The sequence below is a fragment of the Endozoicomonas gorgoniicola genome, from assembly GCF_025562715.2.
GTDB lineage: Bacteria > Pseudomonadota > Gammaproteobacteria > Pseudomonadales > Endozoicomonadaceae > Endozoicomonas_A > Endozoicomonas_A gorgoniicola.
Map to the genome: position 1 here is coordinate 4,490,605 of NZ_JAPFCC010000001.1, position 15,107 is coordinate 4,505,711.

Consider the following 15,107-nt stretch of genomic DNA (forward strand, 5'->3'; position numbering starts at 1 on the left):
CTTACAAAAAGTCTATACATCCCCATCACCCTCGCTGTAATCTTATCGCCACTGTTTTTTGAGTGCAGAGGGAGAGGGTTATTCCTTACCCTGCCCTATTTAATTTTTATACCCTGCCCTATTTACTTTTTATACCCTAATATATTTATATTTTTTACCCTACATTATTTTCATTTTTTACCCCACATTATTTGTATTTTTTACCCCTGTCACTATACTCAGAATTAACTATTTAAATGCCTGAATTTTGGAGTCTTAAGCTTTGGCATACATAAAAAGAGACATTGAAAACAAGATTTTAGATGCTCTCACCGACACTCCGGTTGTTGCTATTATTGGCCCAAGGCAATCAGGTAAAACAACTACAGCCAGACACATAGTCAAAAATGCAAGCTATATCACGCTAGATGATGAAGATAGCTTGATGCTGGCTAAGACTGATCCTCAAGGTCTTCTCAGGACACTAAAAAAGCCAGCGATCATAGATGAGATCCAACGTTGTCCGGAAATAATGGCCACAATAAAGCTGCTGGTTGATGAAGATCGGCAGCCAGGCTCATTCGTACTAACCGGATCTGCAGACCTGCTTGCAGTACCCCGGTTGTCAGATTCTATGGCTGGCAGGATTGAATTTCTAACGTTGCTGCCATTTTCACAGTCAGAGCTGGCAGGCGGAACCAGTTCATTTCTAAAAAGGCTGGAATCAAACGATTTTACTGAGATTGAAGGTACTACCAGTCAGGAAGAGTTATTTGACAAAATTACGATGGGTGGGTATCCGGAGATATCACAGCGCATAAAAAGACGGCGAAAAGCATGGTTTTCTGCCTACTCTACTGCATTGATTAATCGTGACATTACGCAAGTTTTTGAGCTGTCAAAAGCAGCAGAACTGACGCAAATGTTCACAGCTTTGGCCGCACTGACGTCCTCTGTGCTGAATATAAACGCTCTATCGCGGTCAGCCGGCCTTAGTGCCGCGACAGTTACCAAATACTTATCAGCCCTGGAAAGTATGTTTCTGGTGAAAAAAATACCGGTCTGGCATGCAAACGAGTTAAAGAGGCAAACCAAGGCTCCGAAAGTCCATTTTTTAGATACGGGATTATTATGCGCTACCCGTCAGCTTACTGCGGATGACTTTGTGAAAAACAGGAATTTGCTAGGAAATGTTTTTGAAACGTTTGTTGTCTCTGAGGTTTTTAAACAGATTACAAATTCAGAAAATGAGTACCAGATTTTTCACTATCGGGATCGGAAAAAAAATGAGGTTGATGTGATTCTATCCGGACCCAAATGCAGCACGGCAATAGAAATAAAATCGAGTATGAGCATCAGCAGCGCTAATTTTGGTACTCTGTATAAGCTAGTCGAAACAGGCGGAATTGAGCGTGGGATAGTTGTATACACTGGTAGTAAAGTCGTGAAACTAAGCGACAGAATTACTGCAGTGCCATTCGATGTGCTCTTCAGCTAGCGGTGGAGCATAAGGGAATCAAAGCATGAGTGGCCCTTTCCTCTCTCAACCCCAACGTAATTTAAACTCTGTCTCATAGCAGCGAACGATTATTCAAGGATTAACCGTTGGTTTTCCTGCTGTTCACATAATTGTCATATTCCCTCCCTATGATTTCAGCCATCAGACAATTTTATTACCATGAACATTTGTTCCTGCATGCGAAGCTGGCAAGTCCGTTCATGGCTGTTGGGTCTGTATCGTCTCAAACGCGGAATAGAACGCAACGAATAACAAGAACCCTCTCAGGAGAGACCAACCAATGAAACTGAAAGCGCTTATCACTGCTGTGGCTCTGGTAACAGGAGTTGCTGGAATGCAGACCGCAGTGGCCAGCCAGATTGACGCCGATATGCCGGTCTATAAAAAATCCAGTGGTGTATCCGGAAACCTGTCCAGTGTTGGTTCCGATACACTGGCCAACCTGATGACCCTTTGGGCTGAAGACTTCAAGCGCGAATACCCGAATGTCAACGTACAGATTCAGGCTGCCGGTTCTTCGACTGCGCCTCCTGCCCTGACGGAAGGCACTTCCAACATTGGCCCCATGAGCCGGAAGATGAAGGACAAAGAGCTGGAAGCTTTTGAAAAACGTTACGGTTACAAGCCTACGCCGGTTCCTGTAGCGATTGATGCCCTGGCCGTCTTTGTGAACAAGGATAACCCCATCAAGGGGCTGACTATGGCGCAGGTGGACGCCATCTTCTCCACAACCCGCCGGTGTGGTGGCGACCAGAACATTACTACCTGGGGGCAGGCTGGTCTGGGAGGCCCCTGGGAAAATCGTTCTATCCAGCTTTATGGGCGTAACTCTGTATCCGGAACCTACGGGTACTTCAAGAAAGTGGCACTGTGCAAAGGCGACTTCCGCAACAATGTCAACGAACAGCCCGGCTCGGCGTCTGTCGTGCAGTCGGTTTCTGCCTCCATCAACGGGCTGGGTTACTCTGGTATCGGTTACAAGACGTCCAGCGTCCGTACCGTTCCTCTGGCGAAGAAAGCGGGTGGTGATTTTGTTGATGCAACGCCAGCGAATGCAGTGAACAACAGCTACCCACTGGCTCGCTTCCTTTATGTTTATGTGAACAAGCAGCCAAACAAGGCGCTTCCTCCGCTGGAGCGTGAATTTTTGAAGATGGTTCTGTCACGTCAGGGGCAGGAAGTCGTGGTTAAGGATGGTTATATTCCACTGCCAACCACTGTCGTTGAAAAATACCTGAGTGCGCTGGAACTCTGATCACTCCAGTCTGCTGAAATAAAAAATCCCCGCATACCTGAGGCAGTGCGGGGATTTTTTATTCAGTGTTTTTACAAAACCATTGCCGCAATCCAGCCAAAGATAATCATTGGCAGGTTGTAGTGCAGGAAGGTCGGAAGAACGGAGTCGCGAATGTGGTCGTGCTGTCCATCAGCATTCAGGCCTGCTGTTGGACCAATGGTGGAGTCAGACGCTGGAGAACCCGCATCACCCAGACCACCCGCAGTACCTACCAGTGCAGCAGTTGCCAGTGGCGAAAAGCCCAGCGCCATAGCCAGAGGGACGTACAGGGTGGCGATGATTGGCACTGTGGAGAACGAGGAGCCGATCCCCATGGTGATCATCAGGCCAACCAGGAGCATCATCAGTGCCGCCATGGGCTGACTGCCACCAACCAGATCCTGAACCATATTCACCAGAACCGGAATGTCGCCAGTGGTGCGCAGCACTTCGGCAAAACCGGCTGCAGTGATCATGATAAAACCACAGGCTGCCATCATACGCAGACCCTGGGCAAACACGTCATCCGCTTCGCGCCAGCACACGACCCGACCCAGAATCATAATGATGAAACCGGTAGCGGCACCCAGAGCCATGGAGCCTGTACTGAGTTGAATACCCAGTGCTGAAGCAACGGCCAGTACGACAGAAACGACACTTGCTGTGTTCAGGGTCACTTCTTCGTTCTGGGCCAGCTGGCTTTTTTCAACGTGGTAGGAGCGAGGTTTGCGATAGGTGACAAATAGCGCAAACAGCAGGCCCAGGAACATACCACTCACTGGTATCATCATGGCAGAAGGCATCAGGCTCAGGTCGATATCCAGACCGTTTTTCTGCAGATTGCCACCCAGAATCTGCATCAGGTAGATATTACCGAAGCCAACAGGTACGAGCATGTAAGTGGCTGTCAAACCAAACGTCAGGAGGCAGGCAATCTGACGACGGTCGATGTTCATGGCACTAAAGGCAGACAGCAACGGTGGAATCAGTACTGGAATAAAGGCAATGTGGACAGGCACAAGGTTCTGAGAGGAAAATGCCATCAGAAGAACCATGACAAACACGCCATACTTCAGTGAATTTCTGCCATTTGTCCTGGCATTACTTTTCACTTTTTTGATAATCTTGCCTGCCATCCACTCAGGCACGCCAGAGCGTGAAATGGCAACGGCAAAAGCACCCAGCATGGCGTAGCTCAGGGCAATGCCTGCACCGCCGCCAAGACCTTCAGAAAAAGCGGCTATGGTTTCGTGGATATCCAGTCCACCGGACAGACCACCCGTGAGGGCTCCCAGAAACAGTGCCAATACAACGTTTACGCGCATTAAACTCAGCGCAAGCATCACTGTAACGGCCAGAATTACTGCGTTCATTGAATTTCCTGATTGTTATTTCCAGCTAACTGAATGTTTGTTTATATTATTTATTGCAGTCAGCTTTTACTTAACCACTATCCAATATGGACTAATTTTGTGGCGTTGAATGTTTTAGCCGTATCAAAACAGAAAAGATCAGACTAAAGAATGTTATAACGAAAGGGTTCCCGGAGGGAATCAATGGTGAGAGTGATGATGTCGGTGGGAGTGCAGGGAGGTAAGATATTCCTGATAATATTGCCCACTTTGTGAGCTTAATTGTTGTATTAGCATGGCTTTTATTAACATGAAAGGACTCGATTAATGTACTGCGCCCTTAGCGCGAGTTACTTAAAATACTGATTTTTCCAATTCGGTGCAAACGTAATATTTGCACCGATTAAAGTTTGGGCGAATTCAGAATGTTTTGACAACTGGCAACACGATAGTTCACTTTTTTTCCTGTTGTAACATTTTTGTCACATGTTCGTTTTATCTTACGCTCATTAATTCGTGCGACCAGAGCCATGTACCAAAAAACGATAGAAAGCAGCCCTGGTGTCGATTTCAACACCCCGGCCCTGAGAAGAAAGCGCTCTTTGCGCTTTTTAAAAGACAATATCGCCCGGTGGGCTGTTGCTGTAGGTGGGCTTGGGGTTATTGCCGCCATAACCCTTATATTTTTCTACCTTGTGTACGAAGTAGCGCCACTATTCAGGGGAGCGTCGGTTATCCCGCAAAGCACATGGACCCAGAGTATTGATCAGGACAACCCTCCGCTCTATCTGAGCATGGAAGAACAGGGTGAGATAGCCCTGAGCATCAACCGTACTGGTGAGCTTGATTTTCGCTCAGCCCGAACTGGCGACAATAATTCGCGCTTTTATCTGCCTCTGCCTGCCGGTACAGAAGTAACAACCCTGGCCAGTGACCCTGCGAATTCCAGCCTGATGGCGGCTGGATTAAGCAATGGTCAGGCAATAGTTTTCAAGATTGGGCATAAAATCAGCTGGCCTGATGACCAGCGGGTTATTACGCCTGTTGTTGAGTACCCATACGGCAAACAGCTTCTGACGCTATCAGACAATAGCCTCAGTGACATTACCCTGGCTGATAACGACAGGCAGTTGTTTATCGCTGCGGTCAGCAGTGACAGGATGGTTTCAACAGCGTTCAGCAAGGAAGAAAACTTTCTGACAGAAGAAGTGACTCTGGAACAACAGGCCGTCACGCTGCCAGCCATTCCCGGCACCCCTGAGCAGTTAAAAATCGATCCAGACCAGCGCTGGCTGTTTGTAAGAATGGCTGGCGATGAAATGGCAATTATCAACGTTGCGAACCTGAGTCAGCTGTATCTGCATTCGATTACTGACCTGACAGTTGGGGATGCCAGTATCACTGAAATTGAGTTTCTTCTGGGCGGGGTTTCGCTCCTTGCAGGCGATGATAGTGGTTTAATCAGTCAGTGGTTTATGGTTCGTGATGACCAGAATGAATGGTCTTTGCAGCGGGTTCGTGACTTCAAACTGCTGGACAGCCCGATTACCTCGATAAAACCTGAACATCGTCGTAAAGGCTTTCTGGCGGCTGATGAAGAAGGCAATGTTGGTGTATTTTATACGACTTCCGGCCGGTCTCTTATAAAACAACAGTTGTCCGATGGTTCCATTAACCAAATGGCCATTTCGCCAAGAAGCAACTACCTGCTGGTGGATGGGCAGGAAGGCGTTGAATTCTTCAGGGTTGAGAATGAACACCCTGAAGTATCGTTTTCTGCTTTATGGCAAAAGGTCTGGTATGAAGGCTATGAACAACCTGAATACATCTGGCAATCCTCAGCTTCAAACAACGACTTTGAGCCGAAGCTCAGTCTGACCCCCCTCTCTTTCGGTACCCTGAAAGCAGCCTTTTATGCCATGTTGCTGGCCACACCTCTGGCGATTGCGGGTGCCATTTATACCGCTTACTTTATGGCTCCGGGTATGCGCCGAAAGGTGAAGCCTATGATCGAACTGATGGAGGCGTTGCCTACCGTTATCCTTGGTTTTCTGGCGGGTTTGTGGCTGGCACCACTGATTGAGAATAATTTGCCGGGTATTTTTGCCCTGCTGCTGTTTGTGCCGGTGGGTATTCTTCTGTTTGCTTTTATCTGGGATTCATTACCGGGCAGAATCCGTCATACCATTCCGGAAGGCTGGCAGGCTGCTTTGTTGATACCTGTCGTCCTGTTCAGTGGCGCTGTTGCCTTCTCAATGAATGGCGTGCTGGAAGTCACTTTCTTTGATGGCGATATGCGTACCTGGCTGACATCGGAACTGGGTATTCCCTACGACCAGCGTAATGCCCTGGTGGTAGGGCTGGCCATGGGCTTTGCGGTTATTCCCACCATTTTTTCCATTGCCGAAGACGCTATTTTCAGTGTCCCCAAACATCTCAGTTACGGCTCTCTGGCACTGGGCGCAACCCCCTGGCAAACCCTGGTTCGAGTGGTTCTGCTGACTGCCAGTCCGGGGATTTTCTCTGCCGTTATGATTGGCATGGGACGAGCGGTGGGTGAAACCATGATTGTGCTGATGGCAACGGGTAATACCCCCATTATGGATGCCAATATCTTTGAAGGTATGCGAACACTGGCGGCCAATATTGCGGTAGAAATGCCGGAATCGGAAGTGGGCAGCAGCCATTACCGCATTCTGTTTCTGGCGGCACTGGTTCTGTTCCTGTTTACCTTCGTCGTTAATACCGCAGCTGAAATTGTCCGCCATCGTCTGCGCAAGAAATACAGCTCACTGTAAAAGGAATCATGTCAATGAAAACAGTGACAAACAAAGCGTCAGTGGGAAGATGGTTCAGCAGTGGTTCTCCCTGGGTCTGGTTAAACGCCGGAGCCGTAGCAATCAGCGTGATTCTTGTTGTCGGTCTGCTGGCATTGATCGCCGTTCGGGGGCTGGGGCATTTCTGGCCGGGCAGTATTATCGTGACGGAATACCAGATTCCCGGGCAGGAACCCAGAGACATTGCCGGTGAGATCGTGGAGTCAGAAGAGGTTCCGGCTGCACGCCTGAAGGCAGCGGGTTTACCCATTGAAGATAATGAAGATGAAGTGGTGCGTGACCTGTTGAAAGTTGGCAACCGGGACATCTACGGCTCCGATTTTGCCTGGGTTGTGGATCGCTGGCTGTTTAAGCGCAAATACCCTGAAGACATTATGGCGCTTGAACGCCGAGAATGGGGCAACCTTTATGGCTATTTGCAGAGCATCAAGGAAGAAGGTGTTGTGGTGGCCACGGGGGCAGGGGCATGGGACGAGCTGCAAACCCGCCTGAATAGAGCCCTGGACATCCACAAACAGATTTATGCCATTGAGAAACACGATATCGGTTCGGTAAATGCCAGACTGGAACGGTTGCGACTGCAACAGCGAAGCCTTGAGTTGAATAACCGGCTGACACCAGAAAGACTGATGGATATAGAGTCTCAGCGTCGTGTTTATCAGGCGGAATACAAGGTCATGGAAGAACGACTGGCGCAGCTTTATACCGCCTTTAACCGCGACAGCTTTGTTGCTACAACGGTTGAAGGACGCGAAATTGAGCAGTCTTTCAGCAAGATTGTCAGGGCATACCAGCCTAACGCTATGTCGGTCTGGCAGAAAATCGGTTTTTACTTCAGCAAACTGAAAGAGTTCGTCACCGAAGACCCACGAGAAGCGAATACCGAAGGTGGTGTATTCCCTGCCATCTTCGGTACGGTCATGATGGTCATCCTGATGTCGATTATTGTGACGCCCTTTGGTGTCGTGGCTGCTGTTTATCTGCGAGAGTACGCCTCTCAGGGATGGCTGACCCGTGCCATTCGTATTGCGGTCAATAACCTTGCCGGTGTGCCATCGATTGTTTATGGCGTATTTGGTCTGGGCTTTTTCATCTATTTCGCAGGTGGACAGATTGATCAGCTGTTTTTCCCGGAAGCGTTGCCTGCCCCAACGTTTGGTACGCCGGGGCTGCTCTGGGCATCCATTACACTGGCGCTGCTGACCCTGCCGGTGGTGATTGTGGCAACAGAAGAAGGTTTATCACGCATTCCGCGCTCGGTACGTGAAGGTAGTCTGGCGTTGGGGGCGACGAAAGCAGAAACTTTGTGGCGCGTTGTACTGCCCATGGCGAGCCCGGCAATGATGACTGGTTTGATTCTGGCGGTGGCTCGTGCTGCTGGTGAGGTGGCACCGTTGATGCTGGTTGGTGTGGTGAAATTGGCCCCCAGTCTTCCGCTTGACGCTAACTATCCTTTCCTGCATCTGGACCAGAAGTTTATGCATCTGGGCTTCCACATTTACGATGTTGGCTTCCAGAGCCCGAACGTTGAAGCGGCAAGACCGCTGGTGTATGCCACAGCGTTGCTACTGGTCGTTGTGATTGCGGTGCTGAATTTGTCAGCGGTGGCTATCCGCAATCAACTGCGCGAGAAGTACAAGAGTCTGGAAGCATGATGGCCTTGAATAATTGGGTTGCTTTCAGTCACAGAATAAAACTTTTAAATGGTATATGGTGTAGATAATCACATGCTGAATGAGGCACTGGACGTGAGCACATCATCCCGGACCGGGGAGGGGCAACAGGCTGCCCGGACTGCGACGACGGAATCCTCCAGCCCGGCGTTTAATCTGGAAAGCCTGGGGCGCAGCCGTCGTAAGCTGTATCTGGATCAGGAAGAAACCTGTTTCAGTGTCGAACAGCTGAATCTGCAATATGGCAGGAAGCAGGCTTTGTTCGATATTTCCATGAAGATTCCCAAGAAGCGGGTGACTGCTTTTATCGGGCCTTCTGGCTGTGGTAAATCAACCTTGTTGCGGACAATGAACCGCATGAATGACCTGGTTGAAGGGTGCAGTGTTACCGGCAAAATTCTGCTGGATAATCAGGATATCTATGAAAAAGGTGTGAATGCCGCCGACCTGCGCCGACGGGTAGGGATGGTTTTCCAGAAACCCAACCCATTTCCCAAGAGCATTTATGAAAACGTAGCTTATGGCCTTCGTATTCAGGGGATCAATAAAAAGCGGGTTCTGGATGAGGTGGTTGAGTGGGCGCTGAAAAGTGCTGCGCTCTGGGATGAAGTCAAAGACCGGCTGCATGAAAGCGCTTTAAGCATGTCGGGTGGTCAGCAGCAGCGACTGGTGATTGCCCGTACCATTGCGGTTGAACCTGAGGTTTTGCTGCTGGATGAACCGGCTTCAGCGCTGGACCCGATATCAACGTTGAAAATCGAAGAGCTGATCAACAAACTGAAATCAAAATTCACTATTGTGATTGTGACGCACAACATGCAGCAGGCAGCGCGTGTGTCTGATTACACTGCTTTTATGTACATGGGCGAGTTAATAGAGTTTGGTGATACCGACACGGTATTCACTAACCCGGCCCGGAAGCAGACCGAAGACTATATTACCGGCCGTTACGGCTGAGGCAGAATAAGTATATGGATACTAAAACAGACCTTATGACCCATCATATTTCCCAGCAGTTCAACACCGAACTGGAGGAGCTGAGGAATAACCTGTTGTCTATGGGGGGGCAGGTTGAGAAGCAGGTGTCGGATGCTATTGATGCCCTGGTAAATGCAGACAGCGAAGGGGCGATCTCGGTGTGTGAAAAAGACACCGATATTAACGCCATGGAACTGACTATTGATGACGAGTGCAGCCGCATTCTTGCCCGGCGCCAGCCTGCTGCCAGTGACCTGAGACTGGTACTGGCCTGCACCAAGGCTTCGACAGACCTTGAGCGTATTGGTGATGAAGCCGCCAAAATTGCCCGTTTTGCCATTTCCCTGACAGAGCAGGGTGAAGCGCCTAAAGGCTATATTGAAGCCCGTCATATTGGCAACCATGTCCGTCAGATGGTTCAGGATGCCCTGAATGCCTTTGCCCGTTTTGACGCAGATCTGGCGTTAGCTGTGGCCAAAGAAGACAAGTCTGTGGATCGCGAGTACAAAAGTGCGACCCGTGAACTGGTGACTTACATGATGGAAGACCCGCGCTCTATCACTCGTGTGCTGAACATTATGTGGGTACTGCGTTCACTGGAACGAATTGGCGACCATGCCCGCAATATTGCAGAGTATGTGATTTATCTGGTGAAGGGTAAGGATGTTCGGCATATCGGTATCAAGCGTATTCAGGCAGAAGTGTTTGATAAATAACGGCAGCTGTCATTACTTCCATCAATATTTCTGACATTTCAGAGTATAAGCGTGCAGGTTCAACGGATACCAATGGCTGAAGGTTTAAATCAGTGCCATTGAAACAAGGATGTTCTCGTTGAAATCAGTGCTGAAGGGGGTCAACAAAGAGGTTTTCAGGCAGTAGTCGTTTTACATTCGGAGTGAGTTGGGTGTAACGTTGCTCCGGGCTGGGGAGGTAATGTCCTGAGTTATGATTCCAGCGGACTAATTTACTCCCACGAAACTCTAAATCTCCGGCGTATAAAGCATCACCCCCTAAGGATACGGAGGCGTGTCCCCGAACCCCCAGTCGATAATCGTAATTTAAGTTTGTTCGATCTGCTGCCACCATAACCTGTTGTGGATGGTCCGCTACGATGACGTACACAAACAGGCCGTCAAAAAGTGGTGGGGGGCTAAGGTTCGTTCTGCCAAATAAGGGGCTCGGTAATAAATAGTAATTCTCTCCACACTTTTCCAGCAGAAAAATATTGTGCTCGTTCCCGGGTTGTTGTGGAAACCCCCGCATCTTCAGTGGCGTTATCTTACTTAAGTCATCGAACAACTTTTCCAGATCAGGATAATTCATAAAAAGCTCCTTTTTAATTACTCCAATGAGTCAGACAGCGAGTCGGGGGAATCTTCCGGTGACTAGAATCATTGTCCCGCACTGCGTATTCGGAACATAAAGTTTTGCAGAACTGCTGGATAGAGCTGGAAAAAGGCTGCTTGCGACAAGAGTCGATGCGGCTTTTAATAGTGATCTTCTTGTTTTTGACTCCGGGAATTTGTTCTGCATTTTTAATCCAGTAATAAACGTTCTTTTGCCAGGAAAATATAGTTCGACAATTCAGTTATTTGACGGAAAAAGACCAAAGTTTTAAAAAAGAAAAAGATTGCGACGGCTAGTACAAGAGCAGTCTTTTACCGGCTATCGTCATTACTAATAAAGTTGATTCTTTTTTACTTTTTTGCAGAGAGTCACTTTTGGCAAAGTAGTCTGTTTTAATTTCGTATTCATTGGCAGGGATCCATGGATCAGACAATTGTAGCGACTGAGGACTGGGGCGTACCAGAGCAAGACCAACTGGAATTTGATCCTTTACTGGAGTGCCTGGCTTTCCTGACACGTCATTACGGCAAACCTTATTCTCACGATTCTCTCAGGGCAGGACTGCCTCTTGAAGAGGGTTTATTTAATGCCGATCTGTTTATTCGTTCAGCCAACCGTGCCGGTTTGGCCAGTAAGGTACATAAACGGGACCTGGCGGATATTTCCCCACTGGTTACCCCCGTGGTTCTGTTTCTCAAGAAACGAAAGGCCTGTATTCTGCTGGACATAGATCACGAGGAAGGTCATGCCAGAGTGGTTCTTCCTGAAACAGGTGAAGGCGTTAAGCGTATTTCTGTGGACGATCTGGCTGAGCATTACACAGGCTATGCGATTTACGTTCGGGAAAAACACCGTTACGACAAGCGCAGCCCGACCACTCTGAATGTGAAATCCAGGCACTGGTTCTGGGGAACCATTCTGGGTTCCTGGCGCATTTACCGCGATGTATTGCTGGCTTCCCTGATGATCAACCTGTTTGTCGTCGCTAGCCCGCTGTTTGTGATGAACGTGTACGATCGGGTGGTTCCCAATCAGGCCTTTGACACCCTGTGGGTGCTGGCTGTGGGGGCGATTATTGTATTCAGCTTCGATTTCATTCTGAAAATGATTCGAAGTTATTTCATTGATCTGGCAGGGAAAAAGTCCGATATTCTGCTGTCGTCCAGAATCATGGAGCGGGTTCTTGGGTTGAGCATGTCAGCACGCCCTGCTTCTGTTGGCTCTTTTGCCAAGAACCTTCAGGACTTTGAAAGCATTCGGGAATTCATCACTTCTTCAACCGTTACGGCTCTGGTTGATCTGCCTTTCACCTTTATCATTCTGATGGTTATTTTCATGCTGGGTGGGCCACTCGCCTTTATCCCGCTGTTCTGTATGTTCCTGATTGGTGTGTACAGTTTTGCCATTCAGGGGCCACTGCGCCGTTCGGTTGAAAAGACCCTGCGTTCTAATTCCCAGAAAAGTGCCACGTTGATTGAGAGTCTGACGGGCATGGAAGCATTGAAAATTGCCCAGGCTGAAAGCGATATACAGTACAAATGGGAGAAGTCTGTTGGTCATATTGCGACCTGGAGCATTCGCACTAAATTATTGAGTTCATCGGCTTCAACCGTAAGCGCTTATGTTCAGCAAATGTGTAACATTGGTCTGGTGGCTTCGGGTGTTTTCCTGATTTCAGAAGGTGAGTTGAGTATGGGGGGGCTGATTGCCTCCGTCATGCTGGCAGGTCGCTGCCTTGCTCCCATGGCTCAGGTAGCCGGTCTGGCGACACGATACAATCAGGCAAAGTCTGCGCTTGATGGATTGAACCAGGTGATGGAAATGCCTGTTGAACGTCACGAAGACCGGGATTATGTTAATCGCCCGGAACTGAAAGGCGGCATTGAGTTTGACCAGGTTGATTTCACCTACCCTGAGCAGGAAATTCAGGCACTCCGTGGCATTTCCCTCAATATCAAGGCGGGTGAAAAAGTTGCGATCATCGGGCGCATAGGCTCAGGCAAAACCACCATTGAAAAGCTGATTCTTGGTCTTTATGAGCCAGAAAATGGTGCGATTCGTATTGACGGTATCGATCTGAGACAGCTTAACCCTTCTGACCTTCGCAGCAGTATTGGTTGTGTTTCTCAGGATATCACCCTGTTCTACGGTTCCATCAAAGATAACATCACTCTGGGTGCCAGCTTCATTGATGATGAGGCTCTGCTGAAAGCCGCTGAAATTGCCGGTGTTACTGAGTTTGCCAATAAACACCCCAATGGTTTGGATATGGTGGTGGGTGAGCGTGGACAGAATCTTTCCGGAGGGCAGAGGCAGAGTATTGCTCTGGCAAGAGCCCTGTTGATGGATCCACCGATTCTGGTACTCGATGAGCCCTCCAGCTCTATGGACAATACGACTGAGCAGCGCATGAAGGAGCAGCTCAAGACTCGTTGCAAAGATAAAACCATTGTTCTTGTCACTCACAAAGCCTCTATGTTGGATATGGTGGACAGGCTGGTGGTGGTGGATAACGGCAAAGTGGTTGCAGACGGACCCAAGGAACAGGTGCATGCTGCTCTGAAGCAGGGCAAGCTGAAGATTGATTAATAAATGGTATTCCAATGAGCGATCAAAAGGACACTGATCCAGGCAAGCAGAATGAACAGCAGGCTCTGCAAGAGCAGGACGTTCTGGAACCTGATGAAACGGCAGCAGAGGCTGATGGAGAAGACAATGTTGAATCTTCTCTGGAAGAGCATGTAAAGCCTGAAGATCTGGAATATATGTCAGATACCAGCGCCGCCATGCTGATGAAAACACCGAGAGGTGGCCGGTTGCTGATTTACATGATGCTTCTGGCAGTTTTTTCTGCTGTTATCTGGGCCAGCGTGGCTGAACTTGACGAAATCACCCGTGGCATGGGTAAAGTGATTCCCTCATCCCGGCTACAGGTCGTTCAGAACCTTGAAGGCGGTATTCTTCAGGAACTTTATGTTCAGGAAGGCGAGCTGGTTGAAGAAGGTCAATTACTGCTCAGACTGGATGACACCCGTTTTCGCTCCACCTACCGTGAAAGTGCTGTTGAGTACTACAGCGAACTGGCCAGGGCAGCACGCCTGAAAGCCGAATTGAGCGGCAAAGACATCTATTTCCCGTCAGAACTTGATGATTATCAAGAGTACATCAAGCGTGAAGAAACGATATACGAAAACCGGAAAGATGGTTTGAGGGCAGAACTGGATATTGCTAACCGGCAGTCGAGTCAGGCAAAACATGAATTGTCAGCGTCAGAAGCCCAGCTGGAATTTCTTACAACCAGTCTTGATCTGGGAGAAGAAGAACTGGAATTAACCAAACCGCTTGCCAGGCAGGGTGTGGTGTCTCACGTAGAGATGATTCAGTTGAAACAGCGGGTTAATGACCTTGCTTCCGAGAGGAAAATGACGGAATTGTCTATTCCCAAGTTAAAGTCAGCCTATGAAGAAGCGCTTGCCCGCAAAAGAGAGCTGACGGTTAAATTCAGGGAAGAAGTAGTTCAGGAATTGAGAGAAACAGAATTAAAGCTCGACCAGATGACTGAGTCTCATACCAGTCTTGAAGATCAGGTTAACCGGACGCTGGTTCGTTCACCGGTTCCGGGTATCGTTAAGAAAATCAATATTAATACCATTGGTGGTGTTATTCAGCCAGGCATGGATTTGCTGGAGATTGTACCGGTTGAAGATAATCTGCTCATTGAAGCAGAAATCAGCCCTAAGGACATTGGTTTTTTACGGGAGGGTATGCCTTCGGTCGTGAAATTAACCGCTTATGATTTTGCTATTTATGGTGGCCTGAAAGGAACACTCGAGCATATTGGTGCAGATACAGTTGAAAACGAAAAAGGCGAAAGCTTCTACGTCGTCCATATTCGTACAGACAAAAACTACCTTGGTAATGAAGAAACATCGCTGGAAATTATTCCCGGAATGAAAACCAATGTTGATATTCTTACCGGAAAGAAAACCTTAATGGATTATTTGCTTAAGCCTATCCTGAAAGCCAAGCAGAATGCATTAACTGAGCGATAAATTTGCTACCAGTCTGTAATGAAATATTTCAAATTCCCCTCCTGTGGAACTCAATTAAGTTGTTTCATGTGGTTTATTTAAAATAAACCAC

At 48.4% G+C, this 15,107-nt stretch carries 10 protein-coding genes; 8 read left to right on the forward strand and 2 right to left on the reverse strand.

Annotated features, from left to right (window positions below):
- Positions 1 to 262 precede the first annotated feature (262 nt).
- Together NX722_RS20285 and NX722_RS20290 are read left to right on the forward strand one after the other, a co-directional pair.
- On the forward strand, positions 263 to 1,477 hold the full coding sequence (locus NX722_RS20285; protein ID WP_262564674.1) for an ATP-binding protein: 1,215 nt from the start codon (positions 263 to 265) through the stop codon (positions 1,475 to 1,477).
- 355 nt (positions 1,478 to 1,832) lie between these two features.
- Positions 1,833 to 2,753, forward strand: a complete 921-nt coding sequence (locus NX722_RS20290) for a PstS family phosphate ABC transporter substrate-binding protein (RefSeq protein ID WP_407648079.1) — start codon at positions 1,833 to 1,835, stop codon at positions 2,751 to 2,753.
- A gap of 71 nt (positions 2,754 to 2,824) precedes the next feature.
- On the opposite strand, the gene NX722_RS20295 is transcribed toward NX722_RS20290, so the two are convergent.
- Positions 2,825 to 4,147, reverse strand: a complete 1,323-nt coding sequence (locus NX722_RS20295) for a Na+/H+ antiporter family protein (protein WP_262564676.1) — start codon at positions 4,145 to 4,147, stop codon at positions 2,825 to 2,827.
- 509 nt (positions 4,148 to 4,656) lie between these two features.
- On the opposite strand from NX722_RS20295, the gene NX722_RS20300 reads away from it, so the two are divergent.
- The 4 genes from NX722_RS20300 to phoU all read left to right on the forward strand — a co-directional run bounded on the left by NX722_RS20300 (position 4,657) and on the right by phoU (position 10,330).
- A complete protein-coding gene (locus NX722_RS20300; RefSeq protein ID WP_262564677.1) occupies positions 4,657 to 6,924 on the forward strand; it encodes an ABC transporter permease subunit in 2,268 nt (755 codons plus the stop codon).
- Positions 6,925 to 6,932: 8 nt separating this feature from the next.
- On the forward strand, positions 6,933 to 8,618 hold the full coding sequence (pstA, locus tag NX722_RS20305) for a phosphate ABC transporter permease PstA (protein WP_262564678.1): 1,686 nt from the start codon (positions 6,933 to 6,935) through the stop codon (positions 8,616 to 8,618).
- Between the two features lie 204 nt (positions 8,619 to 8,822).
- Positions 8,823 to 9,593, forward strand: coding sequence for a phosphate ABC transporter ATP-binding protein PstB (gene pstB, locus NX722_RS20310; RefSeq protein ID WP_322740980.1), 771 nt, complete (start codon positions 8,823 to 8,825; stop codon positions 9,591 to 9,593).
- A 14-nt stretch (positions 9,594 to 9,607) separates the two neighbouring features.
- Positions 9,608 to 10,330, forward strand: coding sequence for a phosphate signaling complex protein PhoU (gene phoU, locus NX722_RS20315; protein ID WP_262564679.1), 723 nt, complete (start codon positions 9,608 to 9,610; stop codon positions 10,328 to 10,330).
- A 124-nt stretch (positions 10,331 to 10,454) separates the two neighbouring features.
- Here phoU and NX722_RS20320 read toward each other — a convergent pair whose 3' ends face one another.
- On the reverse strand, positions 10,455 to 10,940 hold the full coding sequence (locus tag NX722_RS20320) for a hypothetical protein (RefSeq protein ID WP_262564680.1): 486 nt from the start codon (positions 10,938 to 10,940) through the stop codon (positions 10,455 to 10,457).
- Positions 10,941 to 11,384: 444 nt separating this feature from the next.
- Between NX722_RS20320 and NX722_RS20325 the strand changes: the two genes are divergently transcribed.
- Together NX722_RS20325 and NX722_RS20330 are read left to right on the forward strand one after the other, a co-directional pair.
- Positions 11,385 to 13,553, forward strand: coding sequence for a type I secretion system permease/ATPase (locus tag NX722_RS20325; protein ID WP_262564681.1), 2,169 nt, complete (start codon positions 11,385 to 11,387; stop codon positions 13,551 to 13,553).
- A 14-nt stretch (positions 13,554 to 13,567) separates the two neighbouring features.
- Entirely contained in the window at positions 13,568 to 15,016 is a 1,449-nt protein-coding gene (locus NX722_RS20330) for an HlyD family type I secretion periplasmic adaptor subunit (RefSeq protein ID WP_262564682.1), read from the forward strand.
- Positions 15,017 to 15,107 lie beyond the last annotated feature (91 nt).